This window comes from Ideonella margarita (assembly GCF_038066635.1).
Lineage (GTDB): Bacteria > Pseudomonadota > Gammaproteobacteria > Burkholderiales > Burkholderiaceae_C > Ideonella > Ideonella margarita.
Map to the genome: position 1 here is coordinate 183,262 of NZ_JBBUTI010000005.1, position 25,697 is coordinate 208,958.

The window sequence follows — 25,697 nt, forward strand, 5'->3', positions numbered from 1 at the left end:
GTGGAGGGCCGCCCAGCTCTGCGGCTGGTGGTGGCCCGGGGGAATCACATCGAATCAAGACTTCAGTGCAGGGCCAGGCGTGCCTCCTGCAGTAGGGCTGTCAGACCGGCGGCGTCAGCGGCCGTGCCAAAAACGTAGTTGTCTGGCCGCACCAGCGCCGCCACACAGGCGTGGCGCTTGAACCAGGCCGCCAGCACGCCGTCGGCCTCGCGGTCTTCGTGCTCGCTGAGCGCAAAGACGCGCAGCGGCAGGCCGCCTTCGCCGAACTCGCGCACCGCCTCTGCGGGCGCCACGCTCGGGTGCTGCAGAAGCAGCCGCCAGCCACCGCCCAGGCTGTCGTCCATGCGCACCCGTTCGCCACCGGCGGCCACCAGCCACGGCTGCGGGCTCAAGGTGCCGCGTGCCGTGGTGTCGTGGGCAGACAGCAGACCCTGCTCCAGCCGGGGCAGCACGTCTTGCCGTGGGGTGTCTTTGACGACGCCGCCGCAATCGGCCAGCAGGCGAGCGTCGCGGGCACGGGCCAGGCCCACATCACGTTCGCAGATCAGCGCGCCCACAGCCTTGATGCGGGTGGTGAGTTCACGCACATGCGCGCCGCGCTCTGCGCCGTAGCTGTCGAGCAGGCGCTCGGCAGCGTCGCCCTGCACCTCACCGCGCAGCACGCTGCTGAGCTTCCAGCACAGGTTGGCCACGTCACGGATGCCCTGGCACATGCCCTGCCCGAGGAACGGCGGCTGCATATGCGCGGCATCACCGGCCAGGAAGATGCGGCCGGCGCGCCAGCGTTCAGCCACCAGAGCGTGAAAGCGGTAGCTGGACTGGCGCCACAAGGTGCCGTCCTCCGGCGTCAACCAGCGTGACAGCAGCGCCCAGGTGGCCTCCGGTGTGGCGGCCTGCTGCGGGTCTTCGCCAGCCTTGAGCGAGATCTCCCAGCGGCGGTGGTTGCCCGGTCCGATCACCAGCGTGCAGGGGCGTTCGGGCTCGCAGTACTGCACGCTGGTGGTGGGCAGCTTGGCCAGGCCCTGCTCATTCACCAGCACATCCACCACCAGCCAGGGCTCATCAAAATCAAGATCCACCAGCGGAATGCCCAGGCTGCCACGCACGCCGCTGCTGCCACCGTCGCAGGCCAGCACCCACTTGGCTTCCAGAGCCTGCGTGGCGCCATCCGCGGAGCGGGTGTGCAGCAGCACGCCGTCACCGCGCTCGGCCACGTCGGTCACCGTCACGCCGAGCGCCACGGTCACGTTGGGCATCTCAGCCACCCGGGCCCGCAAGGCGCGCTCCACCGGCGGCTGGGTGAACACCATCGAAGGCACATGGCCTTGCGGGTAAGGCGGCGCCACCATCGTCATGCGCCGGATGAGCTGGCCGTCCACACCAAAAAATTCGGACGGCGTGAAGGGCTCGCAGTACGGGGACACCGCCTCCAGCAGGCCGAGCTGCTGGAACACGCGCATGATCTCGTGGTCCAGCGCAATCGCGCGGGGGATCTCGTAGACCTCGGTCAGGCGATCGCCCACCCACACCTTCAGGCCCGCCTGGCCCAGCAGCGCGGCGGCGGTGGCGCCAGCGGGGCCGAAGCCCACGATGGCCACGTCAAATGCGGTCGACATCGACTCAGGCCTCGTTGCTGATCGGGTTGACCAAGGTGCCGATGCGTTCGATCTCGACCTCGATGACATCGCCGGCCTTCATCCAGACGGGTGGTGTGCGGGCCTGGCCAACGCCGGCGGGTGTGCCCATGGCGATCACATCGCCCGGCTCCAGCGTCATGCATTCCGACAGCAGCGAGATGGTTTCGGCAACGCCCCAGATCATGTCGCTGGTCGTGGCGTGCTGCATCATCTGACCGTTCAGGCGACTCTGGATGGTCAGGCCCGTGGCACCGGGTGCAAGCTCATCGGCCGTGACCAGCACCGGACCAAAACCACCGGTCGCATCGAAGTTCTTGCCGATGGTCCACTGCGGGGTGCGCTTCTGATAGTCACGCACCGACATGTCGTTGAAGCAGGTGTAGCCAAACACGTGCTTGAGCGCATCGGCCTGCGACACGTGGCGCGGCACCTTGGTGCCAATCACCAGCGCCAATTCGGCTTCGTAGTCGAACTTGGCCGAGACACGCGGCACCACGCCGGCCGCGCCGTGCGACAGCAAACTGCTCTTGCCGCGGTAGAAGAACCACGGGTATTCCGGCTTCTCGCGGCCACCTTCCTTGGCATGGTCGAAGTAGTTCAGCCCCAGGCAGATGATCTTGCCCGGCTCAGGCACCAGCGGGGCCAGGGTCAGCTCGGCCAGCGGCACGCGCGGGGCGTCCGATGCCAGTGCGGCGCGGCCAGCGGCCAGCAGGTCGGTGCCCGCTTCAAGGGCGCGGCGCAAGTCGCTGGTCACGGGCACCACAAGGGCGCCGTCGAGCACGCCCACATGGGGCTGGCCGTCTTTCAGGTAGGTGGTGAATCGCATGTTGGTCTCCTGGGGGGTGTGTCTGTGTGTGTGTTGGTCAGCGGGCCGGTGCAAAGAAGACCGCCCGCTGGGCAGCCTTCAGTTCAGGCGTTGGCGGAATGGCAATGCCCCACTGGTCGATGCGGCCGGGCGGCCAGGTCCAGTCAGTCGGGCTGCCGACTGGATAGCTGTCGTCGATCTGCTCGACTTCCGCCGTGTACTCAATGACGACGCCGAACGGATCGATGAAGTAGTTGAAGGCGTTGTCGCCCGGGCCATGACGGCCGGGGCCCCACTGGATGCCGTGACCGGCATCACGCATGCGGCCGCCGCCGCGCATCACATCGTCCAGCGTGGGCACCACAAAGGCGATGTGGTTGAGCGCGTCGTTGTCGGTGTCACCGATCGCGAGCGAGTGGTGATCCGCGTTGCAGTTCATGAAGGCCATGATCCGGGTGCGGTCCGCCAGCACGAAGCCCAGCGCCTGCTCCAGAAACGCCCGGGTGAGCTCGACGGCGTGGCTGTTGAGCACGGCGTGCGCCAGGCGTTGCGGCCGGTCGGCCGGCGCGGGCGCATCAGGCGTGCGGCGGGCGTCGCCGTGCACCACCTCGAACCGGCGCCCGTCGGCGTCACGAATCACCACACAGTGGCCACCCGCCGGGCCTTTGGCCGGTGTGCCGGCGGTCACTTCCACCACACCACCCGCAGCCAGCGTGGCCAACTCGATCGCGCCGAGCGCCTCGGCCGTGCGGGCACGCAGGGTGATGTGCAGCAACTGCGGCGTGCCCGGGGCTTCGCTGAGCGCAAGCAGGTGGTGGTCGGCGCCGCTGCCGCGCAGATACAGCACGCCGTCGACACGGTCGGCCACGGTCAGGTGCCAGACCTGGGTGTAGAAGGTTTCCGCAGCGGCCAGGTCAGGGACGGTGAGGGCCACGCTGCGCAAGGCCTGAACAAGAGGTGATTTCATGGTTGCTCCAGAGCCAGTGCGCTGCCGGCGCGTGGGCCGAGGAAACGACGGGCGTTGTCAAAGGCGAGCGCGCGGCTCGTGTGCTCGTCCAGCCCGGCTTCGGCCAGACGTGCCAGCGGCGTGCGCTCGTGGAAATTGAAGGGGTAGTCGCTGCCGACCATCAGCTGGCTGGCGCCAAAGGTGTGAACCAGGTGCTGCAAGGTGGGCGCATCGAACGCCAGGGTGTCCACAAAGAGTTGCCGGGCCTGTTCACGCGGCGAGGCGGTGATGCTGTCGCGCAGCGCCGGAAACACCTGCCAGCCCTGCTGCAGCCGCGGCAGCAACATCGCCAGCGTGCCGCCGCCGTGACTGAAGGCCAGACGCAGCCGGGAGCACGCCAGCATCAGGTTGCTGGTGATGACCGATGCCGCGGCCAGGCCGACATCCGTCGGGTAAGCCAGCACCTGCTGCAGCGGGGCAGGCCCCACCAGTCGGTCCATGCCGGCCGGTTTGAGCGCATGCACGAAGACAGGCACATCCAGGGCCTCACAGGCCTGGAAAAACGGCAGGAAGCGCGGCGCCCCGATCGGGACACCATTCACGTTGCTGCCGATCTCCACACCTACCAGGCCCAGCACGCTCACGGCGTGATGCAGCTCGTCGATGGCAGCGTCGATGTCTTGCAAAGGTACGGCGGCCAGACCGAGCAAAGCCCCACCGCCCTCATGCACCATCGCGGCCGTCTGCTCGTTCAAATAGCGCAGCAGCTGCCGGGCCGGGGCCAGCTCCAGCCAGTAGCTGAGCAATTCCGGCATCGGCGACAGCACCTGGTGCGTCAGTCCCATGGCGGGCAGATCAGCCAGCCGGTGCGGCACGCTCCAGCATTTTTCAGAGACGGTGCGGTATTGCTTGCCGTCGATCATCACGTGGCGATGGCACAGCCCGCCCTGGGCGGCTGCCAAGACCGTAGACGGCCAGCCCGCGGGCGCGGCATCACCCAGCCACGCGGGGAAGTGCTCAGGCACCACATGCGCATGCACGTCGATGCCACCACAGGTGCATTGCATCAGCGCCATGGCACTCACGCAGCGATCAAGCCGATGGCCCGCACTCCGGCCTGGCAAATGGCTTCGTCTTCATCGCCTGTGCCACCCGATGCACCCACGGCGCCCAGGATGTGCCCATCGGCAGACTTGATCAACACGGCCCCTGTCTGCGGCAGAAAGCGGCCGTCAGCCGTGGCCGCCAGCGTGGTGAAGAAGTTCGGATTGCCTTTGGCCCGCTCTGCCAGCACGCGGCTGTTGACCCCCATGCCCACCGACGCCCAGGCTTTGCCCGTGGCAATGTCGACGCGGAACATGCTGGCACCGTCTTCCCGCTGAGCCGCCTTCAAATGCCCCGCGTCGTCGAGCACCACCACGGCCATCGGCGCATGGCCGGCCACGCGGGCTGCGGCCAATGCGGCAGTCAGCAGTTCATTGGCCTGAGCCAGGGTGAGAGAGGACATGCGCGAGGTCTCCGGGTTTGGCGCCGAGGGCCGGCGCTCTTTGATCTGGCGCAAAGTCTAGGGATTTGGAACTCATCCAGAAAGTAGATGCTGTGGATTCGTAGAATCCATCTCATGGATATGCGAAGCATCGACCTGAACCTGCTCGTGGCCTTCGATGCCATGTGTCAACACCAGAGCGTGACCCGCGCCGGTGAGGCCATCGGCCTGAGCCAGCCGGCGATGAGTGCGGCGGTGGCGCGGCTGCGGGCCTTGTTCAACGACCCCTTGTTCGTGAAGGTGGGCACGGTGATGCAGCCCACCGAACGCGCGCAGGCACTGGCCGGAGCCGTGCGCAGGGTGATGGTGACGGTGCAACAGGAAATCCTGCAACCCAGCGGCTTCACGCCCGAGACGAGCGACCGCACGTTCACGGTGATCACCCCCGACATCGGTGAGATGCACTTCCTGCCGCTGCTGCTGGCCCACCTGGCCAAGGCAGCACCCGGCGTGCGCCTGAATGCCGTGTCACGCAACCGGGAAGCAGCCGGCGAAACCCTGGCAGGGGCTGATGCCGATCTGGCCCTGGGCTACTTTCCGGACCTGAAGGGATCGGCGTTTTTCCAGCAGAAGCTCTTCGACAACAAGCATGTCTGCCTGCTCAGGCGCGACCACCCGCAGTTGCGCAAGGGCAGCCTGACGCTGAAGGCCTATCTGGCGCTCCAGCATGTGGTGGTGCATCCGGACGGGCGTGAGCACGTGTTCGAGCGGCACCTGCAACAAACCGGGCACAAGCGGGACGTGCGCCTGGAGTTGTCGCACTTCATGAGCCTGATGCCGATCATCGAGAGCACCGACCTGGTGGCCACGGTGCCTCGCGATCTGGCAGCCATTTGCCAGCGCTACACCCAGGTGGAAATCGTCGCCTGCCCGATTGCGTGCCCGGTGATTCCGGTGCACCAGTTCTGGCACCGCCGCTCACACAAGGACGCAGCGAGCATCTGGCTGCGTGCCCAGGTGGCGCAGTTGTTCAAGGCGGGCTGACATGTCCACCCGCCATTCACGGCGTGCCTGCGCCCTCGCCACGACCTGATCCCAATCCATGTCGTGCGGTTGGGCAGCCTCGCCGGGGATACGACTGATCAAGGCGCTTCTGGCGCCACCGCGTAAGGCAGCCGGGCTTCCACCTCGGTGCCCTGCCCCAGGGCCGACGTGAGCTGAAGCACCCCGCCCAGCGCCTCGATGCGGTAGCGCATGCCCAGGAGGCCGTGGTGCCCGCTGGGCACACGCTGGGGGGCAAACCCCTGGCCATCATCGCGCACGCTGAGCACGACCTGCGGCCCCTCCTCCTGGATGCTGACCCACACCTGCTGCGCGTTGGCGTGGCGCAGCACATTGGTCAGTGCCTCCTGCACCAGGCGGTACAACGCCAGCTTGCCGGTGTCCGGGGCGACGACGTCGAGCAACTCCGTGTGGATGACCAGCCCGCTGCGCTCGCCGAACTCGCGCGTCAGGATCTCCAGCGCCGGCACCATGCCCAGGTTGGACAGGGCCGAGGGGCGCAAGTCCTCGATGATGCGGCGCTTGAGCGTGATGCCTTCGTCGATGAGGTTGCCCATGTGGGCCAGCCGCTCGACGACGGCCTCGGGGATGCTCGCGCTGTGCCGTCGGATGCGTGCGATGTCCAGCTTGGCCGCGGTGAGCAGCGCCCCCAGCTCATCGTGCAGCTCGCGAGCCAGGTGCGAACGCTCGTCCTCGCGCACGCTGGTGAGGTGGCGGGCCAGCTCGGTCAGGTCTTCCGTGCGCCGGTGCACCTCGCGGTCGAGCCGATCGCGCTCGGCGCGCACGTTCTCGGCCAGCTCGGCGCGCATGCAGTCAAGGGCCTCGTTCTTGCGCAGGAAGCAGGCAAACCCGACCAGCGTCAGCAGGGCCAGCGCGTGTACGCCGAAGCGGCCAATGTTCAAGGCGCGGAAGACGTTGCTGCGCTCGGTGGTGATGCGTTCAGACTCGTAGGCCTCCAGCCGCGCCGTGGCCACGCGGACCGCGTCCATCTTTTCCTTGCCGATGTCGGTGCGCACCAGTTCGAGCCAGGTCGAGCGCTCGTCTCGGCGGTACAGGCTGACCGTGGTGTTGAGCTCGGAGAGCTTTTCGAGCACGCGCTGGTTCAGCTGTCCGACCAGGGTGTCCCATTCCGAGCCCTGGTAGTGCTGCTTCAGGCGCCCGATGATTTCAGCGAGGCTGGGGGCAGCCTGGTTCATGGGCACCAGGTAAGCCTCACGGCCAGTGAGCAGGAAGCCGCGCTGACCGGTCTCGGCATCGGTGAGCACGCTGCGCAGCAGCTGGGCGTCGTAGCGTGCCGCGTAGCGGTTGCGAACGCTCGCCAGCGATGTGTCCGCGAGGGCATAGGCCAGCTCGCCCACGCTCATGATCACCAACGCCAGCAGCAGCGCCACCGGCAGCGCAATCCGGCGGTGCCGGGCCGAGTAGCGGATCAATGGGTCGAGCATGCGGCGCTGCTCAGCGCGGAAGGTCAGGTCGCAGGCCCTGGGTGGCGGCCAGGTCGGTGCAGTAGTTGATCAGTTCGTCGAGCTGCCGACTCTTGTCGAACACCTGCTCGGCGCCCAGTTCCAGGCAGCGTCGGCGCATGTCCTGGGTGGCGTAGTTGGTCAGCACCACCCGATGGGCCTGCACGCCCAGCTTCTTGGCGGCCTGCAGCACGGCCAGCCCCGTGCCTGAGCTCAGAAAGATGTCCACGATGATCAGGTCGGCGCCCACCTGCGGTTGATGGGCGAGCCAGTCCAGTGCACCCGCCTCATCACCGACGCTGCCGATCACGTCGATGTTGGCCACCTCCTGCAAGGTGTTCACCAGATTTTCCAGGATGACGGGGCTGTCTTCGACGATGAACGCGCGCAAGGCTGACATGGGAGGGGACGGCAGTGAACGACCGGTGGAGGACTTGATCAAGCCCAGGTGGCTGATCTTCTCAGCAATGGGCCCGGGCGTGTTGTAGGACGGCGCCCCATTGGGACTGCGCCCGGCAAAGGGCGCTCCAAGGCCTTGGGCGATGGCCAGCAGGCCAGCTGCAGCCACGGGCCCGCCGGGGCCGGCAGATCAGCTGCGCAGGGCGATGTCGTTGCGCACGGATTTGACGCCAGAGGTCTCGCGGGCCAGCCGCTCGGCCATGGCACGCTCATCGTTGTTCTTGGCGAAGCCGGAGAGCTGCACGACGCCGCGCAGGGTCTCCACGCCAATGGACAGGGCGCTGACGACCGGATCGGCTGCGAACTTGCCCTTGACGCGGGCGGTCAGGCTGGTGTCGTCGACGTATTCACCGACCGTCTCCTGATTGCGGGTGACGGCGCAGCCGGTGGTGGTGACCAGCGTCACGGTGGCGGCGAGGGCGAGAACGAGTGCGTTGAGTTTCATGGAAGTCTCCTTGGGGTTGTGAAGGTGGGTGGAAGGAACCGATGGCTCGACTATCGGTGCCCGCAGCCCGACCGACCATCAGCGCAGACGCAGACTGCGTGTGGGACTGCACCGCCGGCGTGTAGGACATGTCTGATCGCCAATGGCCTCGCGGGTCGTTACGCTATGGGCGACCCCAGCATCTCTTTTGAAAGCGCCCCCATGATCAGAGTCGGCATCGTTGACGACCACGCCATCGTTCGCTCAGGCCTGCGCCAGTTTCTGGGCGAGAACGTCGATCTGCGGGTCACCGGCGAGGCCGTCAACGGTCGGGAAGCGCTGGAGCTGGTGCGGGGCGGCGAGGTCGATGTGCTGCTGATGGACATCTCCATGCCCGACCAGAGCGGCGTGGATGCACTGGGTGCCATCAAGGCGCGGTTTCCGGAATTGCCGGTGCTGATCCTGAGCGGTTTTCCGGAAGCGCACTACGCCACCAACCTGCTGCGTCAGGGTGCGAGCGGCTACCTCAACAAGGAGTGCGACCCGGAGGAGATCGTCACCGCCATCCGCACCGTGGCGCGGGGCCGGCGCTACATCAGCCCCGCCGTGGCCGAGTTGCTGGCCGATGGCATGGCCCGTGGTGGCGGCGACAAGCCCGCGCACGACAGCCTTTCCGAGCGCGAGATGCAGGTCTTCCTGCGCCTGGCCCGGGGCGAGACCGTCGGCGGCATCGCCGAGGCGGTGTTTCTCAGTGTCAAGACGGTCAGCACCTACCGCACCCGGGTGCTCGAGAAGCTCAAGCTCGAAACCAACAGCGACCTCACCTACTACGCGCTGAAGAACGGCTTGATCCAGTAGGCCGGCGATGCTGGTGTGGGCCTTGTCCTACCACCGCGCGGCGCCACGGACGGCAGATCGGCAGGCATGCCCTGCCTAGACTGGATTCATCGCGAACCAGTCCGGTCAGCGAACCCCCAGCAGGCCACCATCCTGCACCTACGAGGAGGAGCCTTCCATGCTGCGCTACGCCGTCACTTTCTTCATCATCGCTTTGCTTGCCGCCCTGTTCGGCTTTGGTGGCATTGCCGCCAGCGCTGCGGGCATCGCCCAGTTGCTGTTCTACGGCTTCATCATCCTGGCCGTCATCAGCCTGCTCGTCAGCCTGATCCGCAGGAAGTGACTGCCTCGATCCGTGCCCCTCATTTCCCTTCATCCCCCGGGAGTTCTCATGAACACATCACCAACGACTTCTCTCAGCGCTGCGGCGCATGACCTTGCCGACCGCGCCACGTCGGGCATCGACCGTGCGCGCGAAGCCAGCGACAACGTGCGCAGACAGTTGAGCGAGGTCGGCGAGCGCACCACCGACTATGTTCAGCAGGAACCCGTCAAGGCGCTGCTGCTGGCCGCCGCAGCGGGCGCTGCGGGTGGGTTGCTGGTCGGCTGGCTGGCCCGCTCACGCACCGCCCGCTGAGCGCGAAGCTACCCCACTCCTCCCATCGCTTGATGGACAAGGCGGCTGCCCGAAAGGGCAAGCCGCTTTCCCGCTTCAGGAACTGCCATGTTGCATCCCTTGTTCAAGACCCTGGCGACCGAGCCGCAGACGCTGCTGGAGCATGCCGCAGCGTACGCAGCGTTGGCCACCGAGGAGACCCGGCACTGGCTCCATCACGGGCGACGGCGTGCGATCTGGCTGGCTGTGGGCGTGCTGTGCCTGTTGATCGGCCTGATCCTGGCGGGCGGCGCGATGCTTGTGCTGGCGGCCGTGCCCTATGACATGCTGGCCCGGCCGGCGCTGCTGTGGCTGACGCCGGGCGTGCCGCTGCTGGCGGGCGCCGCGGCGCTGTGGGTGTGCCATGCGCAGCAAGGGCATGACGCTTTCATGCTGACGCGTGCGCAGTGGGCGCTTGACCGCGCCGTGCTCGACCGCGTGGAGAGCCGCGCATGAACCCCGACGAGCGCACGCAACGCGCGCTGCACAGGCTGGAAGCCTCGCGGGCCCGGCTGATGGTCGAGTTGATGCCGCCTGCTGATGCCGGCTTCGGAGCCGCTTCCGATCTGCGGCATCCGTGGCGCTTTCTCCGGCGCTGGTGGCAACAGACGCAGCCGCTCGACCTGCTGCAGGACTGGGTGGCTGCCCGTGCCAGCGGCGAGCCGATGCAAGGGGTCACGCCCGCTGCCGCTGCCGTGCTCGACGCGGGCGAGCTGGTACTCGATGAAGCGCGAGACTGGATCAGGCGTCATCCCGCAGCCAGCATGGCGATCGCGGCAGGTCTGGGCGCCGTGGCCATCTCCCAGCGCCGGCACCTGGTGCGGGGCTTCGGGGTCCTGCGCGGCGTGGCGTCGCGCCGCACCCGTGCGTGGGTGATCGGCTGGGCCAGCAACCCCTTGCTCTACCAGGCGCTGTTCAGCTTCTGGGCCGCGCACCGGCCCGAGCCAGTGAAGCCGGCAGCAGGTTCAGCGACCCAGGCCGAGCCGCTGCGCAAGCCGGCCTGATCGATGCGCCCAAAGCGCCGGCCCCCTGCCCGGCATGGGTCAGGGGGCCGGAACAGCCGAGGCAGCAACAGAGGGGATGCTCGTCGAGGCCCTTGCCGGGGCCGCAGGTTCAGGACCGTTCGAGACGCAGTTCCTGCCCGTTGACCGTCACACGCTGGCCCGTCGAAAGCGCCGCGTTGCGATTGAAGGTGCGCACGCTGCCGTCGTCCATCCGGACCTGCGTGACGTAGACCGTCGAGGCGTTGCGCCTCTTCTCGATTTCGTTGCCGGCCAGGCCGCCACCGACTGCGCCGACCACGGTCATGGCCTTGCGCCCGTCGCCGCCACCCATCTGGTTGCCCAGCAGGCCGCCGATCAAACCGCCAGCGACAGCGCCGACGCCCGAACCCGAACCCTCGTGGCTCTCGGCACGGACCGACTCGACCACGCCACAGCTGCTGCAGACCTGGGATGCGGCGTGGCGCTCAGGCGTCGGAGCGGGGCGCGCTGCATGCGTGGTCTGATGCTGCTGCGCCGAACGTGCCGGGGTGACTTGCGCAGGCTCCGACAGCGCGGTCGCGTCCTCATTCCCGGGCTTGGCCTCGGCCGTCATCTGGTGGGTGATCAAGCCGCCAGCCAGCGCGCCGGCAGCAACGAGTCCGGCCACACCTGCAGCAAGTACCCAGCGGGCACCAAGGCGGTTGTTCAAAGTGGTGGTGGCGTGAGGGAGTTTGTTCATGGTGTGTCCTGTCAAGCGGGCCCGGGGGGCCTGAGGCTTTCAGTGTCATCGCTAGGTTGTTCGCGACGCGTCGGACGCAACTCGATGTGCCTGTAGGACAGCGCGCCATGACGGGCTGGCGGGGCCGCTGGGTCAGCACAGGGTGTCTTGTCGAATCAGATGCACACCCTGGCCAGAGCACCACCTCGATCAGCCTTCCAGGATGTGGAATCCAGCCGACAGACTTTGCTCGGCCACGATGAGCTGCATTTGTTGGCGTCGCCTCAATTTGCGCCTCCACCACAAAAACCTGTTTACTGATGTTGCAAACAGCACTGTTTGCGCATACAGTATTTCTCAAACAGGAGGTTCGACATGACCACGAGATATCGCCAGCTCTATCGCCCCGCTCCCGATCGCACGCCTTCGTGGCTGCGCAGCCTGTGGCTTTGGTTCTGAGCCTGCGGGCTCGGCGTCAGGTCTGAGGCGTCAGGTCTGTAGCGTCACCACTGCCTGAACACCACGCACACCGTGGTGGCGTCCAGCACGGCAAATTCTTTGGCGCCCCAGGGGCGCAGCTGCACACGGTTGACGTTGGGGTGCAGCATCTCCGGCGCACGGGCGCTGACTTCCGCGTACATCGCCTCGATGTCGTCGGTTTCGATGGCCAGTTCGGGCCGGTCGAGGGCGGCCAGCTCGGCGTTCTCCATCAGGTACACCTTCACGCCGTCACGGCCCAGCACCGTGATGGTAGGGTCGGTGTGCAGCACCTGAAAACCGAGGCAGCGCACGAACAGGTCGAGGCCGTCACGGATGTCGGCGTAGAAGACCTTGGGGATGAGGTTCAACAGCATGGGGCGGCGCCTTGTCAGGTGTTGCAGACGCCGCGTTTTAACACCGCGGCCCTCAAGCCACCAGGCTGCCGTGCTGGTCGAAGCACAGGGGCGCTGCGGCCCCGGTAGGCAGCAGATGCACCGTCTGCCCGGCCTGGCAGTGGGCGTGGCCGCTGCCCACCTTGGCATGCAGCAAACCTTCCACGCCGTCCACCCGCAGGTACAGCACGCTGGCGTCGCCCAGGTGCTCGGCCATCACCACCTGGGCCGGCACGGCGCCTGAGGCTTCGTGCAATGAATTGGCCAGGTGCAGGTTCTCGGGCCGCACGCCGGCCTGCGTCACGTGCGCAGGGGCATTCGCGGCCAGCGCGCGCCACAGCGCCATGTGCGCTTCAGCCGCACCTTGTGCGGCCGGGCGCGGCACGAGGTTGATGCGCGGCGCACCGAGAAAGCCCGCCACGAACTCATTGGCCGGCCGGTTGTACAGATCCAGCGGCGCCCCCACCTGCTCGATGCGGCCCTGGTTGAACACGGCGATGCGGTCGCCGAGCGTCATCGCTTCGACCTGGTCGTGGGTGACGTAGATCATCGTCGTGCCCAGCTCTTCATGCAGCCGGGCCAGCTCGATGCGCATGTTCACCCGCAGCGCGGCATCGAGGTTGGACAGCGGCTCGTCGAACAGGAAGACCTTGGGCTTGCGCACGATGGCGCGGCCGATGGCCACGCGCTGCCGTTGCCCGCCTGAGAGGTCTTTCGGCAAGCGCTCCAGCAGGCTGGTGATGCGCAGCGTGTCGGCGGCCCGCTTCACCTGCGCTTCACGCTCGGCGCGGCCCACGCCGGCCATCTTCAGCGCAAAGCCCATGTTCTCCGCCACCGTCATGTGCGGGTAGAGCGCATAGCTCTGGAAGACCATCGCGGCACCGCGGTCGGCCGGGCGCATCTCGTTGGCGCGCTGCCCGTCGATGCGCAGCTCGCCCTCGGTGATGCTCTCCAGGCCGGCGATCATGCGCAGCGTGGTTGATTTGCCGCAGCCCGACGGGCCGACAAACACCATGAACTCACCGTCGCGCACATCGAGATCGATGCCCTTGATGATCTCGAGCGCGTCGTAACGCTTGCGAATGCCGTGGAGGCTCACCTGTCCCATGTCACGCTCCGGTGACGCTGCCCGCGCCGGGCACCGTGGTTGCTGAAGAATCGGCCTTCTGGCGATGGAGGAATTCGCGGTACCAGCGCGCGCTGTCCTTGAGCGTGCGGGTCTGCGTTTCGTAGTCGACATGCACGATGCCGAAGCGCTTCTCGTAGCCCGAGGCCCACTCGAAGTTGTCCATCAGGCTCCAGACCATGTAGCCGCCCATGCGCACACCTTGACGCATGGCCTCGGCCACGGCCGCGATGTGCCGGGCGATGTAGTCGGTGCGCTGGCGGTCATGCACGCGGCCGTCGACCAGGCTGTCCTTGAAGGCACCACCGTTTTCAGTCACGAACAGCGGCGGCACCGGGTAGTCGCGCTGCAGGCGCATCAGCAATTCGGTCAGGCCTTCGGGGTAAATCTCCCAGCCCATGTCGGTGATTTCGCGGCCACTGCGGCTGACGTCCCACGGGCCGTCGGCGCTCACCACGGCGCGCGAGTAGTAATTGACGCCGAGGAAGTCCATGCGGCTGGCGATGGCGTTCATGTCGCCGGCTTCCACGCGCGGCGCATCGGCGCCCAGCGCCTCCAGCACATCGGCCGGGTAGCTGGCGTTGAAGATGGGGTCAAGGAACCAGCGGGTCAGGCGGCCGTCTTCCAGCCGGGCCTTGGCGAGGTCAGCCGGCGCCGCCGTGGCCGCATGCATGGGCGACAGGTTCAGCACGATGCCCAGCTGCGCCTTCACCGACTGCGCGCGCAAGGCCTGAATGGCCAGGCCGTGGCTGAGCAGCAGATGGTGCGAGGCCTGCATGGCCGTGGCGCGGTTCTTCACGCCCGGTGCAAAGATGCCGGTTTCATGGCCCAGCACCGACATTACCCAGGGCTCGTTGTGGGTGGTGATCGAGGCCACGCGGTCGCCCAGGCAATCGGCCAGGCCCTGGGCGTACTCGACGAAGCGGTGCACGGTATCGCGGTTGGCCCAGCCCCCGTTGGCCTGCAGCTCATCAGGCAGGTCCCAGTGGTTCAGGGTGACGTAGGGCTGAAGGCCGCGCGCCAGCAGGCCGTCTACCAGGCGCTCATAAAAGCCGAGGCCGCGCGGGTTCCAGGCGCCGCTGCCGCCGGGGCGCACCCGCGGCCACGACACTGAAAACCGGTAGGCATCGACGCCCAGATCGGCGATCAGGTCGAGGTCGGATTCCCAGCGGTGGTAATGGTCGCAGGCGATGCGGCCGTCACTCGCATCGGCGATGGCGCCGGGCTGCTGGCAGAAGGTATCCCAGATCGACGGGCCTTTGCCATCAACGTCGGCCGCGCCTTCGATCTGGAAGGCGCTCGTGGCCACCCCCCACACGAATTCGGGTGGGAACTGAAGGGTAGGGTCGGTGGGCGTGGGGGTGGTCATGGCGGGCTCAACTGCAGAAATGGAGCGGGATGGCGAGGGTCACTTCACCGCACCGGCGGTGAGGCCGGCGATGAGTTGACGAGAGGTCAGGGCGAACAGCAGCAACAGCGGCACGGTGGCGATGGCGGAGCCCGCCATCAGCGCACCCCATTCGGTGTCCACGGGGCTTTGCAGGCTGCGCAGGGCCAGCGGCAGCGTGTACATCTCGGGCGAGCGCATCACGATCAGCGGCCCGATGAAGTTGTTCCACGAAGCGATGAAGGTGATCAGGCCCAGCGTGCCCAGCGCCGGCCGCAGCAGCGGCAGCACGATGCGCAGGTAGATGCTGAACTCGCCCGCGCCGTCGAGACGTGCGGCCTCCACCAAATCGCGCGGCACCGAGGTGGCGACGAACTGGCGCATCAGGAAAATGCCGAAGGCACTGGCCGCGCCAGGCAGGTACAGCGCCCGGGGTTGGTCGATCCAGCCCAGCAGGTCCATGATCATGAAGGTCGGGATCATGTTCATGAACGAGGGCAGCAGCATGGTGGCCATCACCAGCCCGAACAAGGCCTTCTTGTAGCGGAACTCGAACAGCGCAAAGGCATAGCCGGCCATCGAGCAGAACAGCAGCGTGAGCGCGGTGGAGGCCAGCGCCACATACAAGCTCCAGCCCAGGTTGCGCCAGAAGGGCACGCGGCTGGTGAGGATCTCGATGTTCAACATCAGGTCACCACCAAAGAACAGCGGCGGCGGCAGCTTGAAGATGTCTTCCCGCGAGTGCGTGGCGAACACGAACATGACGTAGAACGGGGCCAGCATCAGCAAGGCACCCAGCCCCACCATCAGGTAGGCGGCCCAGGGGCGCATGGCGGCGGTTTTATGCATGGTGTTTCCTTCTGTGTCCGCTGCGTTCACTGGCCCGAGGACCGGGGCTGGAAGGCTCGGTTGGTGAGCCAGGTGAGCAGCACCACCACCACGAACAGCAGCCACGACATCGCGCTGGCGGCGCCGAAGTCATTGAAGTCAAAGGCCATGCGGTAGAGGTACATGGCGGTTGTCATGCCGGCCTGGTCAGAGCCGCCCCGCCCGTTCGGCGTGAGGATGAAGGGCTCTTCGAACAGCTGCAGGCCGCCGATCACGCTGAGGGTGACACCGAAGAAGATCATCGGGCGCAGGCTGGGCAGGGTGATGAAGAAAAACTGCTGCAGCTTGCCGGCGCCGTCCATGGTGGCGGCCTCGTACAAATCTGCGGGAATGGTCTGCAGTGCAGCCAGGTAGAGCACCACGTTGAAGCCCACATACCGCCAGAACACGATGGTGGCCACTGCCGGCTTGATGTTGCTGGCGTTGCCGATCCAGTCGATGGGCTCGGTGGGCAGCCAGGCGCCCAGCACCGGCACCTTGGCCAGGGCCTGCAGGCCGAGGTTCAGCAAGCCGTAGTCGGTGGAAAACAGCGAGCTGAACATGATGGCGATGGCCACCGTGGACGTGATGTAGGGCAGGAAGTACGCGCCGATCACCCAGTTGCGGCTGCGCTTGAACGACGTGTGGATGAACACCGCCAGCGGAATGGCCACCAGGTGCTGCGGCACACCCGACGCCACGGCCAGCCAGCCGGTATTGCGCAGCGACTTCCAGAACCAGTCGTCACTCAGCGCAAACAGGAAGTTGTCGAAGCCGACGAACTGCATCGCGCCGAGGCCATTGGTGGGCTCCCAGCTCTGGAAGGCCAGGTAGAGCGAAAACATCAGCGGGAACAGGCCGAACACGGCAAACAGCACCAGGAACGGACTGATGAACACATACGGCGCCCAGCGGGGTGACAGGCGCAATGCGGTGGGCAGCTTGGGCATGAAAGGGTGTCTCGTTCGGGGTCGACGAAAGGCGGGGTGCTCAGTGGGGCGATCAGTGGCGCGATCAGCGGCGCGCGCGCTGGGCCAGCAAACGTTGGGCGTCGGCCAGGGCCTGGGTAATTGGCTTGTTCTGGTCGAGCACCTTGTCGAGCTCGGTGTTGATGACCTCTTCCGCGAAGGCGTCTTGCTTGTGCACCGCCGCCGCGCTGATGCGGCGGGTGGCGTCACGCCACACCAGGCGGGCCGGCTGCTGGCCGAGGAAGGCGATGGGCTGCTCGAAGAACGGGTCGGTGTGCGCGTCCAGCAGCGCCGGGAAGGCGTCGTGGGCCTTGAAGGCAGCCAGCTGCCGCTCACGGCTGAGTGTGAGCAGCTCGATCAACTCCCAGGCCAGCGCCTTGTTGGGCGCGGGTGATGCCTTGGCGATGGCAAAGAAGGTGCCGCCATAAGCCACGAAGGTGTTTTCAGGCAGCTGCGCGGCGCGCCACTTGCCGGCGGTTTGCGGGGCCAGCCAGTGGTTCAGATGGCCCGCCAGCCAGGCGCCTGACAACTGCGTGGCCAGCGTGCCGCGGCGGAAGCCCTCCGACCAGTCGTTCGACCAGGTAGTGACCTTCGCGTCCAGCTTGTTCTGGCGCACGGTGCGGGCCAGCTCGAAGGCCCGCACGAAGCGCGGTGAGTTCACCAGCACGTTCGAGTCCTGGTCGAAATACAGGCCCTCGCCGGGCTTCAGGCCGCTGCGAATCAGCACGTCCTTGATGTCCCGTGCGTGCGAGACCAGGTAGGCGCGGGTACGCGCTTTCAGCTGCACGCCAGCGGCCACATAGCTGTCCCACGAGCCGGTCAGGTCGGCTTCGGTCAGTCCAGCCTTGGCGAGGATGTCAGCGCGGTACAGCAGGCTGCCCGGGCCGATGTCGGCCGGCACGGCCACCACCCTGCCCGCGCGGCCCAGCGCCTGCTGGTAGGCGTAGGGCACGAAGCGGTCGCGCACGCGTTCGATGTTGAACGGCGGCTGCCGCAGGTCTTCCAGCCCGCCGCCCATGGCGAAGCGGCCGACATAACCCACCTCGAGCGCCATCACTTCGGGCAGGTGCGAGCCGGTGGAAAGTGCCGTCGTCATCGCCGTGTGGTGATCAGCGAACTGACGGCTCACCACCTTCACCGCCACGTCAGGGTGGCGGCGCTGCCATTCAGGCAGTGCTTCCTTGATGACTTCATCGATCGCCGGGTAGGCGGCCACCAGCAATGTGCGGGGGGCCGCCGACGCGCCGGCGGGTTGAGCGATGCCGGGTGACGCCAGCAGACACAGCAAGACCCCGGCGATCAGGGCCACGCCCATGCCGGTGCTGGCCGCGCTGCGCCAGCGGGCGAGCAGGCGGCGGGCGCCGGGGGCTGTTGAATGCCGCATGGAAGTCTCCGTCTGGTGCGGGGCCTGTTTCGCTGCAAGCGGCCAGGCCCGTCATGGTCGAGGAACCACCGTGAAGTGCAGCCGATGGCCTGCCCCGCACGGTCTGCGCTCACGCGGTGGCATCAGGCAGCGGGGACATTGACCACGGCCGGCACCAAGTTTGAAAGCGCTTTCAAACTATAAGCGGCCCGACGAGCCAGTGTCAAATCAGGGAAAGTGCTCAGCCGCGCAGGCGGCGGCTTGATTCGCGGGCCACCAGGCGCGGCACCGGCATCTGCACATCCGGCTTCTGGCCTGCCAGCAACTGCAGCATGGCGGCGGCGGCCAGGCGGCCCTGCTCATAGGCGGGTTGCTGCACGGTGCTCAAGGGCGGAATGGCATAGACCGAGCTGGGCAGGTCATCGAAGCCCACCACCGACACGTCTTCAGGCACCCGCAAAGAGCGGCGGTACAGCGCGAGAGACGCACCCACCGCCATCTGGTCATTCGCGGCAAAGATCGCCGTGAAGGATTGCTGGCTGGCCAGCAGGCGCTCAACGGCCAGCACGCCACTCACCTCGTTGTAGTCGCCCGGCACCACCAGGGCCGCGTCAAACGCGATGCCGGCGGCTTCCAGCGCCTGCTTGTAGCCCTGCAAGCGCTCGATGGAGTCCGGGTGCTCGGGGTCACCCGAGATGAAGGCGATGCGCTTGTGGCCGAGGTCGGTCAAATGCTGCGTCGCCAGGCGCGCGCCCTCGACGTTGTCGAAGTTCAGAGAGAACAGGCCCGGTGCCTTCAGCGTGCGGCCGGTCACCACCAGTGGCAGCTGGCGGGCGATCTGCTTGAGCGCCTGATCAGGCAGGCGGCCCGTCAGCACGATGATGCCGTCGACGCGGCGTGAACGCAGCATGTCGATGCAGCGTGCCTCCAGCGTGGCGTTCCAGTGGCCACTCACGAAGAGCGGGCTGTAGCCGACGGCGTCGAGTTCGTCTTCAATGCCGCGCAGCGCCGCGCCGTAAAACGGGCTGTCGATGGCCTGGGTGACCACCCCGATGCTCAGGGTGCGGCCACCCGCCAGGCCGCGCGCCATGGGGTTGGGCACGAAGCCCAGGCGCTCGATGGCGGTGTCCACGGCCTGCTTCTTGGCGGCGCTCACCACGGCCGTGCCGTTGAGGATGCGCGACACCGTGCTCAGGGAGACACCGGCCGCCTCGGCCACCATCTCGATGGTCACCGGCCCGCCGCTGGCCTTCTGGCTGGCACGGGTGCGGGTACGGGGCGGGCTGGGCGGAGAGGTGCTCATGGCAGGCAAGCGTTGAAACTGCGCCCGAGTGTACGTTTTGGCAAGCGCTTTCAAGGCCCGTTTTGGCACTGCAGGCCCTGCGACAATCCCGCATGCCTGAAACGCCCCCCTCCCCCGAACAGCCGCGCAACCCGCTGCATGGCCTGACGCTCGAAGCCATCGTCACCGCCCTGGCGGAAGGCTACGGCTGGCATGAGCTGGGCCACCTGATTCCCATCCGCTGCTTCCAGGACAACCCGAGCGTGAAGTCCAGCCTCACCTTCCTGCGCAAGACCCCCTGGGCCCGCGAGAAGGTGGAAAGCCTTTACCTCTTCATGCTGCGCGAACAACGCCGCGACAGCCGCCGACCATGAAACTCAATGCCTACGGCCGCAGCGGCCTGACCGTGTCGCAACTGGGCCTGGGGGCTGGCCAGATCGGCGACGCCGCCCTCGACGAAGCCCATGTCGCCAAGCTGCTCAACACGGCGCTCGATCTCGGCATCACGCTGATCGACACCGCCCGAGGCTACGGCCTGAGCGAAGAGCGCATCGGCCGACACCTGGCCCATCGCCGCTCTGAATTCGTGCTGTCGACCAAGGTCGGCTACGGCATCGATGGCTATGCAGACTGGACCGGCGCGGTGATCCATGCCGGCATCGACGCCGCACTGATGCGCCTGCAGACCGATGTGATCGACATCGTTCACCTGCACTCGTGCAGCCTGGACGTGCTGCGCGCCGGCGAGGTGGTGGAGGCGCTGATGCGCGCCCGCGACGCCGGCAAGATCCGCGTGGCCGCCTACGCCGGTGAAAACGACCCGCTGGGCTGGGCGCTGGCACATGGCGGCTTTGGCGGCGTGGAGTGCTCGGTCAGCTTGTTTGACCAGCGCACGCTGCAGCACTGGCTGCCCGCTGCCGTTGAACGCGGCCAAGGCGTGATCGCCAAGCGGGCGCTGGGCAACGCGCCGTGGCGCCATGCTGAGCGGCCCACCGGCCAGTACGTCGAGGCTTACTGGGACCGCATGCAGGTGCTGGCCTACGACACCACCGGCCTGCCCTGGGATGAATTCGCCCTGCGCTTCAGCGCGTGGCAACCCGAGGTGAGCGCGGCCATCACCGGCACCACCAGTGTCGAGAACCTGCGCCGCAATGTAGACGCCGTGAACCGCGGCCCGCTGCCCGATGAAGTGGTGGCCCAGTTGCGCGCACGCTTCGCCGAGGTCGGCAGCCAGTGGCAGGGCGAGCTGTGAGCGCCGCGCCGCAACCAGACGCGGAGTTCCGCTGGGGCGTGGTCGGGCCGGGCAAGATTGCCCAGCGTTTCGCGGAAGCCGTGAGCCGCCTGCCCAACACCCGCCTGCAGGCACTGCATGCCCGCAACCCCGAACGGGCACAGGCCTTTGCGCAGCGCTGGCAAGCCGCAGGTGCGCCGGCCATCCACATCGCACCCAGCCTGCAGGCATTGCTGGCCGACCCGGACGTGGACGCGGTCTACATCGCCACACCGCACAGTGAACACGGCGACGCCGTCGAGGCCGCCCTGCTGGCCGGCAAACCGGTGCTGTGCGAAAAGCCGCTGGTGACCAACCGCACCCAGGCTCATCACCTGAGCCAGCTGGCCCATGAGCGCAACACCTTCCTGATGGAGGCGCTGTGGACCCGCTTTCTGCCGGCCTACCAGCAACTGGGTGAATGGCTGGCCAGCGGCGCCATCGGCACGGTGCAGGCGATGCAGTCGAGCTTCTGCTTCAGGGAAGACTTTGACCCGAGCTCGCGCATCTTCAATCCGGCGCTGGCGGGCGGTGCGCTGCTCGACATCGGTATCTACAACCTGGCCGTGACGCGCTGGGTGCGCCAGCAGGCCACCGGCCTGAGTGACGAGCCTGTGCAGATCGATGTGCAGGGGCGGCTCGCGCCCACGGGCGTCGATGCGCGGGTGCTCGGCGCCCTGCACTTCACTGACGGCTTCAGCTCGCAGTTCGTCTGCGCCGTGGACGGCAGCGCCTCGAATGCGCTGGAGATTCACGGCAGCCATGGCTGGATGCGCATCCCGAGCAACTTCTGGGAAGGCACCCGCGTGGAGCTGCACCGCACCGGCGAAAGCCCCGTGTTGCTGGACACGCCGTTTCACATCAACGGCTTCGAGGGCGAGATCGTGGAAGCCATGCGCTGCGTTCGAGCCGGTCTGGTGGAGAGCCCGCAGATGACCCACGCCGACACCCTGTGCGTGCTGGGCTGGATGGACACGCTGCGCGCGCGCCTGGGCGTGGTGTACCCGTTTGACTGACCGCTGATCGCATGACGACTTCTCCCGACCCTCGCGCTCAAAACACTGAAACCACCGACACGCCCACCGGCGCCCAACCCCGGCGCCAGCTGGGCGTGTGGCATGCCGTGTCGGTGTGCGTGGGCATGGTGGTGGGCGCCGGCATCTTCAAGACCTCGCCGATGGTGGCCGCCAGCCTGGGCAGCGACACCGCGCTCTACCTCGCCTGGGCCATCGGCGGCGTGCTCAGCTTCATGGGCGCCCTGTGTTTTGCCGAACTGGCCTCGGCTTTTCCCAGCCCGGGCGGTGATTACCACTTCCTGCGCCTGGCCTACGGCCGCTGGCTTGGCCTGCTGTTTGCGTGGTCACGCTTCGCGGTCATCCACACAGGCTCGATGGCCTTGCTGGCCTTCGTGTTTGGCGATTACCTCGGCCAGCTCATTCCGCTCGGGCCTTACGGCAGCGCGGTGTTTGCGGCTGCCGCCATCAGCGTGCTGGTGGTGCTGAACCTGCGGGGCGTGCAGATTGGCCTGGGCACCCAGATCGGCCTGATGGTGCTGGTGATCGGCGGCATGCTGGCCGTGGGCCTGGCGGGTGGCTGGCTGGTCTGGCAGGGCACAGCGCCCGCCACGGCCCTGGTGGCAGCACCGGGCAGCGCCGGCCACGATGCGTTTGGCGTGGCGATGGTGTTCGTGTTCCTGGCCTACGGCGGCTGGAGTGATGCGGCCACGCTCTCAGCTGAAATGCGCGACGAGCGCCGGGGCATCGTGCATGCGCTGATGCTGGGCCTGGCCCTGGTGGCCGGCATGTACCTGCTGGCCAACTGGGCCTATCTGCAAGGCCTGGGGCTGGAAGGCCTGGCACGCAGCGACGCGCCGGCGGCCGATTTGATGCGTCGCGCGTTTGGGCCGGCCGGTGAAGTCGCCATCGTGGGCGTGGTGGCCATCACCTCCATCACCGTGATGAACGCCACCTTGATCGCCGGGGCGCGCACCACCTTTGCCGCTGCCCGTGACTTGCCGCGACGCACGGCCTTGGGCGACTGGGACATGTCGCGCGGCGTGCCGGCCGGCGCCGTGATGGCGATAGGCGGCGTCGCGCTGCTTTTGGTGGGCTTTGGCACGTTGACGCGTGGTGGATTTGCCACGATGGTGGACTACCTGTCGCCGGTGTACTGGTTCTTTCTCATGCTGTCTGGCGCCGCCGTGATCGTTCTTCGGAAAAAATGCCCTGACACGCCCCGCCCTTTCCGCGTGCCGCTGTTCCCGCTTCTGCCGCTGCTGTTCGTGGGCTGCAGTGCCTATCTGCTGCACGCCAGCGTGGTGTACGTGAAGGCGGGGGCGGTGGCCGGGCTGGCGGTGCTGGTGCTTGGCGGCCTGGTGCTGTGGCCACTGAGCCGCGAGCGTGGCGGCGGCAGCGCGTCAAAGAAGCCCGAACACTGAATCAACCAACGGGCAGCAGCGCACGGCTTGGCCGCGCGGCGCCCACCCACACGGGGCTTCATCAGAAGCCCCCTTTTTTGACCCGCTTCTGTTTCATCTGCTTTCTTGTCTTTACTTGTTGACGCACTTCCCATGACTTCCGCAAACCGCACGTTCACCCTCACGCCGCTGGCCACCACCCTCGCCTTGGCCTTCACCTGGAGCGCATCCGTTGCCCAGGCTCAAACCTCGGCCACCGCCCCCGAAGCCAGCGCCACTACAACCGCAACTGCCAGCCAGGCCGTGACCGTGGTTGGCACCCGCGCCAAGGGTCGCACGGTGTTCGACAGCGCCGTGCCGGTTGACCGCTACAGCGCGCGCGACATCGAACAAGCCGTTGCCGCCACGGGTGAAGTGGGCAGCGCGCTGCAGCTGCTGTCGCCGTCGATCAACCAGCCGCGTGTCTCGGCCAGTGGTGCCGCTGACAGCGTGCGCGTGGTGCAGCTGCGCGGCCTGGCCCCGGACCAGGTGCTGGTGCTCGTGAACGGCAAGCGCCGCCACACGAATGCGGTGCTCGACCTGGAAGGCATCTTCCAGGGCAGCCTGCCGGTCGACCTGAACACCCTGCCCGCCAGTGCCATCGAGCGCATCGAAGTGCTGCGTGACGGCGCTGGCGCCCAGTACGGCAGCGACGCCATCGCCGGCGTCATCAACATCGTGCTCAAGGGCGGCGGCACGGGCGGCTCGGCCTCCATCAACGTGGGCGCCAACCACACCCGCTTTGCACCCACCGGCCGCACCCTGACCGACGGCCAGAGCGTGCAGGTGGCCGCCGACCAGGGCATCACCCTGGCCAACGGCGGCACGGTGCGGTTTGGTGCCGAAGCCCTGCGCAAGGCTGGCACCAACCGCGCCGGTGCCAGCGACGCGGGCTGGACCAGTTGGAACAGCACCGCAGCCGACTTGGCTCTTGACGGCCAGGTGCTGTTCAAGTCGGGCGATCCGGCCCAGCGTTCCGCCAACCTCTTCTACACGGCCGAGTTCCCGCTGGACGACGTGTTCAGCGGCTACTCATTCGCCACGCTGCAGCGTCGCAACACCGAAGGCGCCGCGTTCTTCCGCTACCCCGGTGATCCGAACAACGTCGAAGCGGTGTACCCGAACGGCTACCGCCCCGTCACCGAAGGCGTGGTCACCGACACCGCCTGGGTGGGCGGCGTGCGCTTCCTGATGGGCGAATGGGATGCCGACGCCAGCCTGCGTCTGGCCCAGAACCGCTTCAACTACGGCGTGAGCAACTCGATCAATGCCTCGCTGGGTGCGGCCAGCCCCACCGAGTTCCACCTGGCGAACTTCCGCGCGGGCCAGATCAGCATGAATCTGGACGCCAGCCATGCCACCAAGCTGCCGGGCACCAACATGCCGCTGAACCTGGCCGCCGGCACGGAGTTCCTGCAGGAAAGCTACCGCAGTGAAGCGGGCGACAGTGCCTCGTGGGCCGCGGGCAGCATCACCAGCGCGCCCCCAGGCGCCCAGGCCGGCCCGGGCCTGCGCCCTGTGGACGCCGTGGGCCTGTCGCGCGACGTGCTGTCGGCTTACCTCGATGCCGAGCTCGACCTGACCCCGGCGCTGCGCGTCGGCGCCGCCGTGCGTCATGCCAACTACAGCGACGCCGGCAATGCCACCACCGGCAAGCTGTCGACCCGGTTCTCGGTGACGCCTGACTGGCTGCTGCGCGGCTCGGTGTCGACCAACTTCCGCGCGCCGGCGCTGGCCCAGACCGGCTTCCGTTTCGCCACGCTGAACTTCAACGCCACCGGCACCGGTTTGCAGAACAACGCCCTGCTGCCGGCACGTGACCCACTGGCCGCCGCGTTTGGCGCCACGCCACTGAAGCCCGAAACCTCGCGTCAGTTGTCGCTGGGCACCGCCTGGCGCAACAACAGCGGCAGCAGCCTGAGCGTTGACGCCTACCGCATCGAGGTGGACGACCGCATCGTACGCACAAGCGACCTGCAAAGTGACGCCGTCAGCGCCTACCTGGCTGCGCGTCGCCGCGGCAACATCCAGAGCGTGGCCTTCCTGACCAATGCGGTCGACACCACCACCGAAGGCGTGGATGTGACCGTGGGCCAGGCCACCAAGCTGATGGGCGGCAACCTGCAACTCAATGCAGCGCTGAACCTGACCCGCACCACCATCGACCAGGTGCGCAACCAGCCGGCCGCGCTGGCCGCCATCGACCCGACGCTGAACCTGCTGGGCAGCGACGCGCTGCTGCGCATCACCCGCGGCACGCCGAAGCAGAAGCTGGTGCTGACCGCTGAATGGCAAGGTGAGGCCTGGGCCTGGAGCTTCCGCGCCACGCATTACGGCGAGGTGTGGGCCTACTCGTTCGACGACCAGGCCACGCAGATCGACGGCGCACCGGCCCAAGCGTTGGGCGATACCTGGGTGGTGGACGCCGAGGTGAGCCGCAAGATGGGCTCGGGCTGGACGGTGGCCGTGGGCGCCAACAACCTGTTCAACCGCTACCCGACGCGCACACTGAACGGCAGCACGTACGGCGGTGCCTTCCCTTACAACTTCACCGACCCGACCGGCTTGAACGGCGCCTACTGGTACGCCCGCGCCAACCTGCGCTGGTAATCTGATGTGGGAACCTCGGGGC

General features: G+C 67.3%; 27 protein-coding genes. 11 read left to right on the forward strand and 16 right to left on the reverse strand.

The window, feature by feature from the left end; genetic code table 11:
• Positions 1 to 62: 62 nt before the first annotated feature.
• From AACH00_RS08325 to AACH00_RS08345, 5 genes are read right to left on the reverse strand one after another with little or no spacing between them, the layout of a single operon-like run.
• A complete protein-coding gene (locus tag AACH00_RS08325) occupies positions 63 to 1,616 on the reverse strand; it encodes a bifunctional 3-(3-hydroxy-phenyl)propionate/3-hydroxycinnamic acid hydroxylase (RefSeq protein WP_341398633.1) in 1,554 nt (517 codons plus the stop codon).
• Positions 1,617 to 1,620: 4 nt separating this feature from the next.
• Positions 1,621 to 2,463, reverse strand: coding sequence for a fumarylacetoacetate hydrolase family protein (locus tag AACH00_RS08330; RefSeq protein WP_341398634.1), 843 nt, complete (start codon positions 2,461 to 2,463; stop codon positions 1,621 to 1,623).
• A 37-nt stretch (positions 2,464 to 2,500) separates the two neighbouring features.
• The gene (locus tag AACH00_RS08335; protein WP_341398635.1) at positions 2,501 to 3,409 is read right to left on the reverse strand and encodes a VOC family protein; all 909 of its coding nucleotides are present in this window, start codon (positions 3,407 to 3,409) and stop codon (positions 2,501 to 2,503) included.
• Positions 3,406 to 4,464: an amidohydrolase family protein gene (locus tag AACH00_RS08340; RefSeq protein WP_341398636.1), complete on the reverse strand. Its 1,059-nt coding sequence runs from the start codon at positions 4,462 to 4,464 to the stop codon at positions 3,406 to 3,408. Before AACH00_RS08340 ends, AACH00_RS08335 begins: the two co-directional genes overlap by 4 nt.
• A gap of 5 nt (positions 4,465 to 4,469) precedes the next feature.
• Positions 4,470 to 4,895 (reverse strand): GlcG/HbpS family heme-binding protein, encoded by a 426-nt coding sequence (locus AACH00_RS08345; RefSeq protein ID WP_341398637.1) that lies wholly within the window; start codon positions 4,893 to 4,895, stop codon positions 4,470 to 4,472.
• A 114-nt stretch (positions 4,896 to 5,009) separates the two neighbouring features.
• On the opposite strand from AACH00_RS08345, the gene AACH00_RS08350 reads away from it, so the two are divergent.
• The gene (locus tag AACH00_RS08350) at positions 5,010 to 5,918 is read left to right on the forward strand and encodes a LysR family transcriptional regulator (RefSeq protein ID WP_341398638.1); all 909 of its coding nucleotides are present in this window, start codon (positions 5,010 to 5,012) and stop codon (positions 5,916 to 5,918) included.
• Between the two features lie 98 nt (positions 5,919 to 6,016).
• Here the strand turns inward: AACH00_RS08350 and AACH00_RS08355 are convergent, their stop codons facing one another.
• From AACH00_RS08355 to AACH00_RS08365, 3 genes are all read right to left on the reverse strand, one after another.
• The gene (locus tag AACH00_RS08355) at positions 6,017 to 7,381 is read right to left on the reverse strand and encodes a CHASE3 domain-containing protein (protein ID WP_341398639.1); all 1,365 of its coding nucleotides are present in this window, start codon (positions 7,379 to 7,381) and stop codon (positions 6,017 to 6,019) included.
• 10 nt (positions 7,382 to 7,391) lie between these two features.
• On the reverse strand, positions 7,392 to 7,799 hold the full coding sequence (locus tag AACH00_RS08360; protein WP_341398640.1) for a response regulator: 408 nt from the start codon (positions 7,797 to 7,799) through the stop codon (positions 7,392 to 7,394).
• 189 nt (positions 7,800 to 7,988) lie between these two features.
• Positions 7,989 to 8,303: a BON domain-containing protein gene (locus tag AACH00_RS08365; RefSeq protein WP_341398641.1), complete on the reverse strand. Its 315-nt coding sequence runs from the start codon at positions 8,301 to 8,303 to the stop codon at positions 7,989 to 7,991.
• Positions 8,304 to 8,504: 201 nt separating this feature from the next.
• On the opposite strand from AACH00_RS08365, the gene AACH00_RS08370 reads away from it, so the two are divergent.
• The 5 genes from AACH00_RS08370 (at position 8,505) to AACH00_RS08390 (ending at position 10,778) form a co-directional block, all read left to right on the forward strand.
• Entirely contained in the window at positions 8,505 to 9,140 is a 636-nt protein-coding gene (locus tag AACH00_RS08370) for a response regulator (RefSeq protein ID WP_341398642.1), read from the forward strand.
• A gap of 157 nt (positions 9,141 to 9,297) precedes the next feature.
• Positions 9,298 to 9,462, forward strand: coding sequence for a DUF1328 domain-containing protein (locus AACH00_RS08375; RefSeq protein ID WP_341398643.1), 165 nt, complete (start codon positions 9,298 to 9,300; stop codon positions 9,460 to 9,462).
• 48 nt (positions 9,463 to 9,510) lie between these two features.
• Positions 9,511 to 9,756: a hypothetical protein gene (locus tag AACH00_RS08380; RefSeq protein WP_341398644.1), complete on the forward strand. Its 246-nt coding sequence runs from the start codon at positions 9,511 to 9,513 to the stop codon at positions 9,754 to 9,756.
• Between the two features lie 87 nt (positions 9,757 to 9,843).
• A complete protein-coding gene (locus AACH00_RS08385; protein WP_341398645.1) occupies positions 9,844 to 10,230 on the forward strand; it encodes a hypothetical protein in 387 nt (128 codons plus the stop codon).
• Positions 10,227 to 10,778 carry a hypothetical protein gene (locus AACH00_RS08390; protein ID WP_341398646.1) on the forward strand — a complete coding sequence of 184 codons (552 nt, stop codon included), beginning with the start codon at positions 10,227 to 10,229 and terminating at the stop codon, positions 10,776 to 10,778. Before AACH00_RS08385 ends, AACH00_RS08390 begins: the two co-directional genes overlap by 4 nt.
• A 109-nt stretch (positions 10,779 to 10,887) precedes the next feature.
• Here AACH00_RS08390 and AACH00_RS08395 read toward each other — a convergent pair whose 3' ends face one another.
• The 8 genes from AACH00_RS08395 to AACH00_RS08430 all read right to left on the reverse strand — a co-directional run bounded on the left by AACH00_RS08395 (position 10,888) and on the right by AACH00_RS08430 (position 19,361).
• Entirely contained in the window at positions 10,888 to 11,496 is a 609-nt protein-coding gene (locus AACH00_RS08395) for a glycine zipper 2TM domain-containing protein (RefSeq protein WP_341398647.1), read from the reverse strand.
• A 482-nt stretch (positions 11,497 to 11,978) separates the two neighbouring features.
• Positions 11,979 to 12,329 (reverse strand): VOC family protein, encoded by a 351-nt coding sequence (locus AACH00_RS08400; protein ID WP_341398648.1) that lies wholly within the window; start codon positions 12,327 to 12,329, stop codon positions 11,979 to 11,981.
• 52 nt (positions 12,330 to 12,381) lie between these two features.
• Positions 12,382 to 13,455 carry an ABC transporter ATP-binding protein gene (locus tag AACH00_RS08405; protein ID WP_341398649.1) on the reverse strand — a complete coding sequence of 358 codons (1,074 nt, stop codon included), beginning with the start codon at positions 13,453 to 13,455 and terminating at the stop codon, positions 12,382 to 12,384.
• Position 13,456: 1 nt separating this feature from the next.
• Entirely contained in the window at positions 13,457 to 14,842 is a 1,386-nt protein-coding gene (locus AACH00_RS08410; RefSeq protein ID WP_341398650.1) for a GH1 family beta-glucosidase, read from the reverse strand.
• 39 nt (positions 14,843 to 14,881) lie between these two features.
• Positions 14,882 to 15,709 carry a carbohydrate ABC transporter permease gene (locus tag AACH00_RS08415; RefSeq protein ID WP_341398651.1) on the reverse strand — a complete coding sequence of 276 codons (828 nt, stop codon included), beginning with the start codon at positions 15,707 to 15,709 and terminating at the stop codon, positions 14,882 to 14,884.
• Positions 15,710 to 15,735: 26 nt separating this feature from the next.
• On the reverse strand, positions 15,736 to 16,677 hold the full coding sequence (locus AACH00_RS08420) for a carbohydrate ABC transporter permease (protein ID WP_341398652.1): 942 nt from the start codon (positions 16,675 to 16,677) through the stop codon (positions 15,736 to 15,738).
• Positions 16,678 to 16,741: 64 nt separating this feature from the next.
• The gene (locus tag AACH00_RS08425; protein ID WP_341398653.1) at positions 16,742 to 18,079 is read right to left on the reverse strand and encodes an ABC transporter substrate-binding protein; all 1,338 of its coding nucleotides are present in this window, start codon (positions 18,077 to 18,079) and stop codon (positions 16,742 to 16,744) included.
• A 220-nt stretch (positions 18,080 to 18,299) separates the two neighbouring features.
• A complete protein-coding gene (locus AACH00_RS08430; protein WP_341398654.1) occupies positions 18,300 to 19,361 on the reverse strand; it encodes a LacI family DNA-binding transcriptional regulator in 1,062 nt (353 codons plus the stop codon).
• A 92-nt stretch (positions 19,362 to 19,453) separates the two neighbouring features.
• Here AACH00_RS08430 and AACH00_RS08435 point away from each other — a divergent pair, with 92 nt between their 5' ends.
• The 5 genes from AACH00_RS08435 (at position 19,454) to AACH00_RS08455 (ending at position 25,675) form a co-directional block, all read left to right on the forward strand.
• Positions 19,454 to 19,714 (forward strand): VF530 family protein, encoded by a 261-nt coding sequence (locus tag AACH00_RS08435; protein WP_341398655.1) that lies wholly within the window; start codon positions 19,454 to 19,456, stop codon positions 19,712 to 19,714.
• Complete coding sequence (locus tag AACH00_RS08440) at positions 19,711 to 20,592, forward strand: aldo/keto reductase (protein ID WP_341398656.1); 882 nt, start codon at positions 19,711 to 19,713, stop codon at positions 20,590 to 20,592. The genes AACH00_RS08435 and AACH00_RS08440 overlap by 4 nt, the downstream gene beginning before the upstream one ends.
• Positions 20,589 to 21,626, forward strand: a complete 1,038-nt coding sequence (locus AACH00_RS08445; RefSeq protein ID WP_341398657.1) for a Gfo/Idh/MocA family protein — start codon at positions 20,589 to 20,591, stop codon at positions 21,624 to 21,626. Before AACH00_RS08440 ends, AACH00_RS08445 begins: the two co-directional genes overlap by 4 nt.
• Before the next feature lie 11 nt (positions 21,627 to 21,637).
• The gene (locus AACH00_RS08450; RefSeq protein WP_341398658.1) at positions 21,638 to 23,047 is read left to right on the forward strand and encodes an APC family permease; all 1,410 of its coding nucleotides are present in this window, start codon (positions 21,638 to 21,640) and stop codon (positions 23,045 to 23,047) included.
• Between the two features lie 132 nt (positions 23,048 to 23,179).
• A complete protein-coding gene (locus AACH00_RS08455; protein ID WP_341398659.1) occupies positions 23,180 to 25,675 on the forward strand; it encodes a TonB-dependent receptor plug domain-containing protein in 2,496 nt (831 codons plus the stop codon).
• The last annotated feature ends 22 nt before the right edge of the window (positions 25,676 to 25,697 follow it).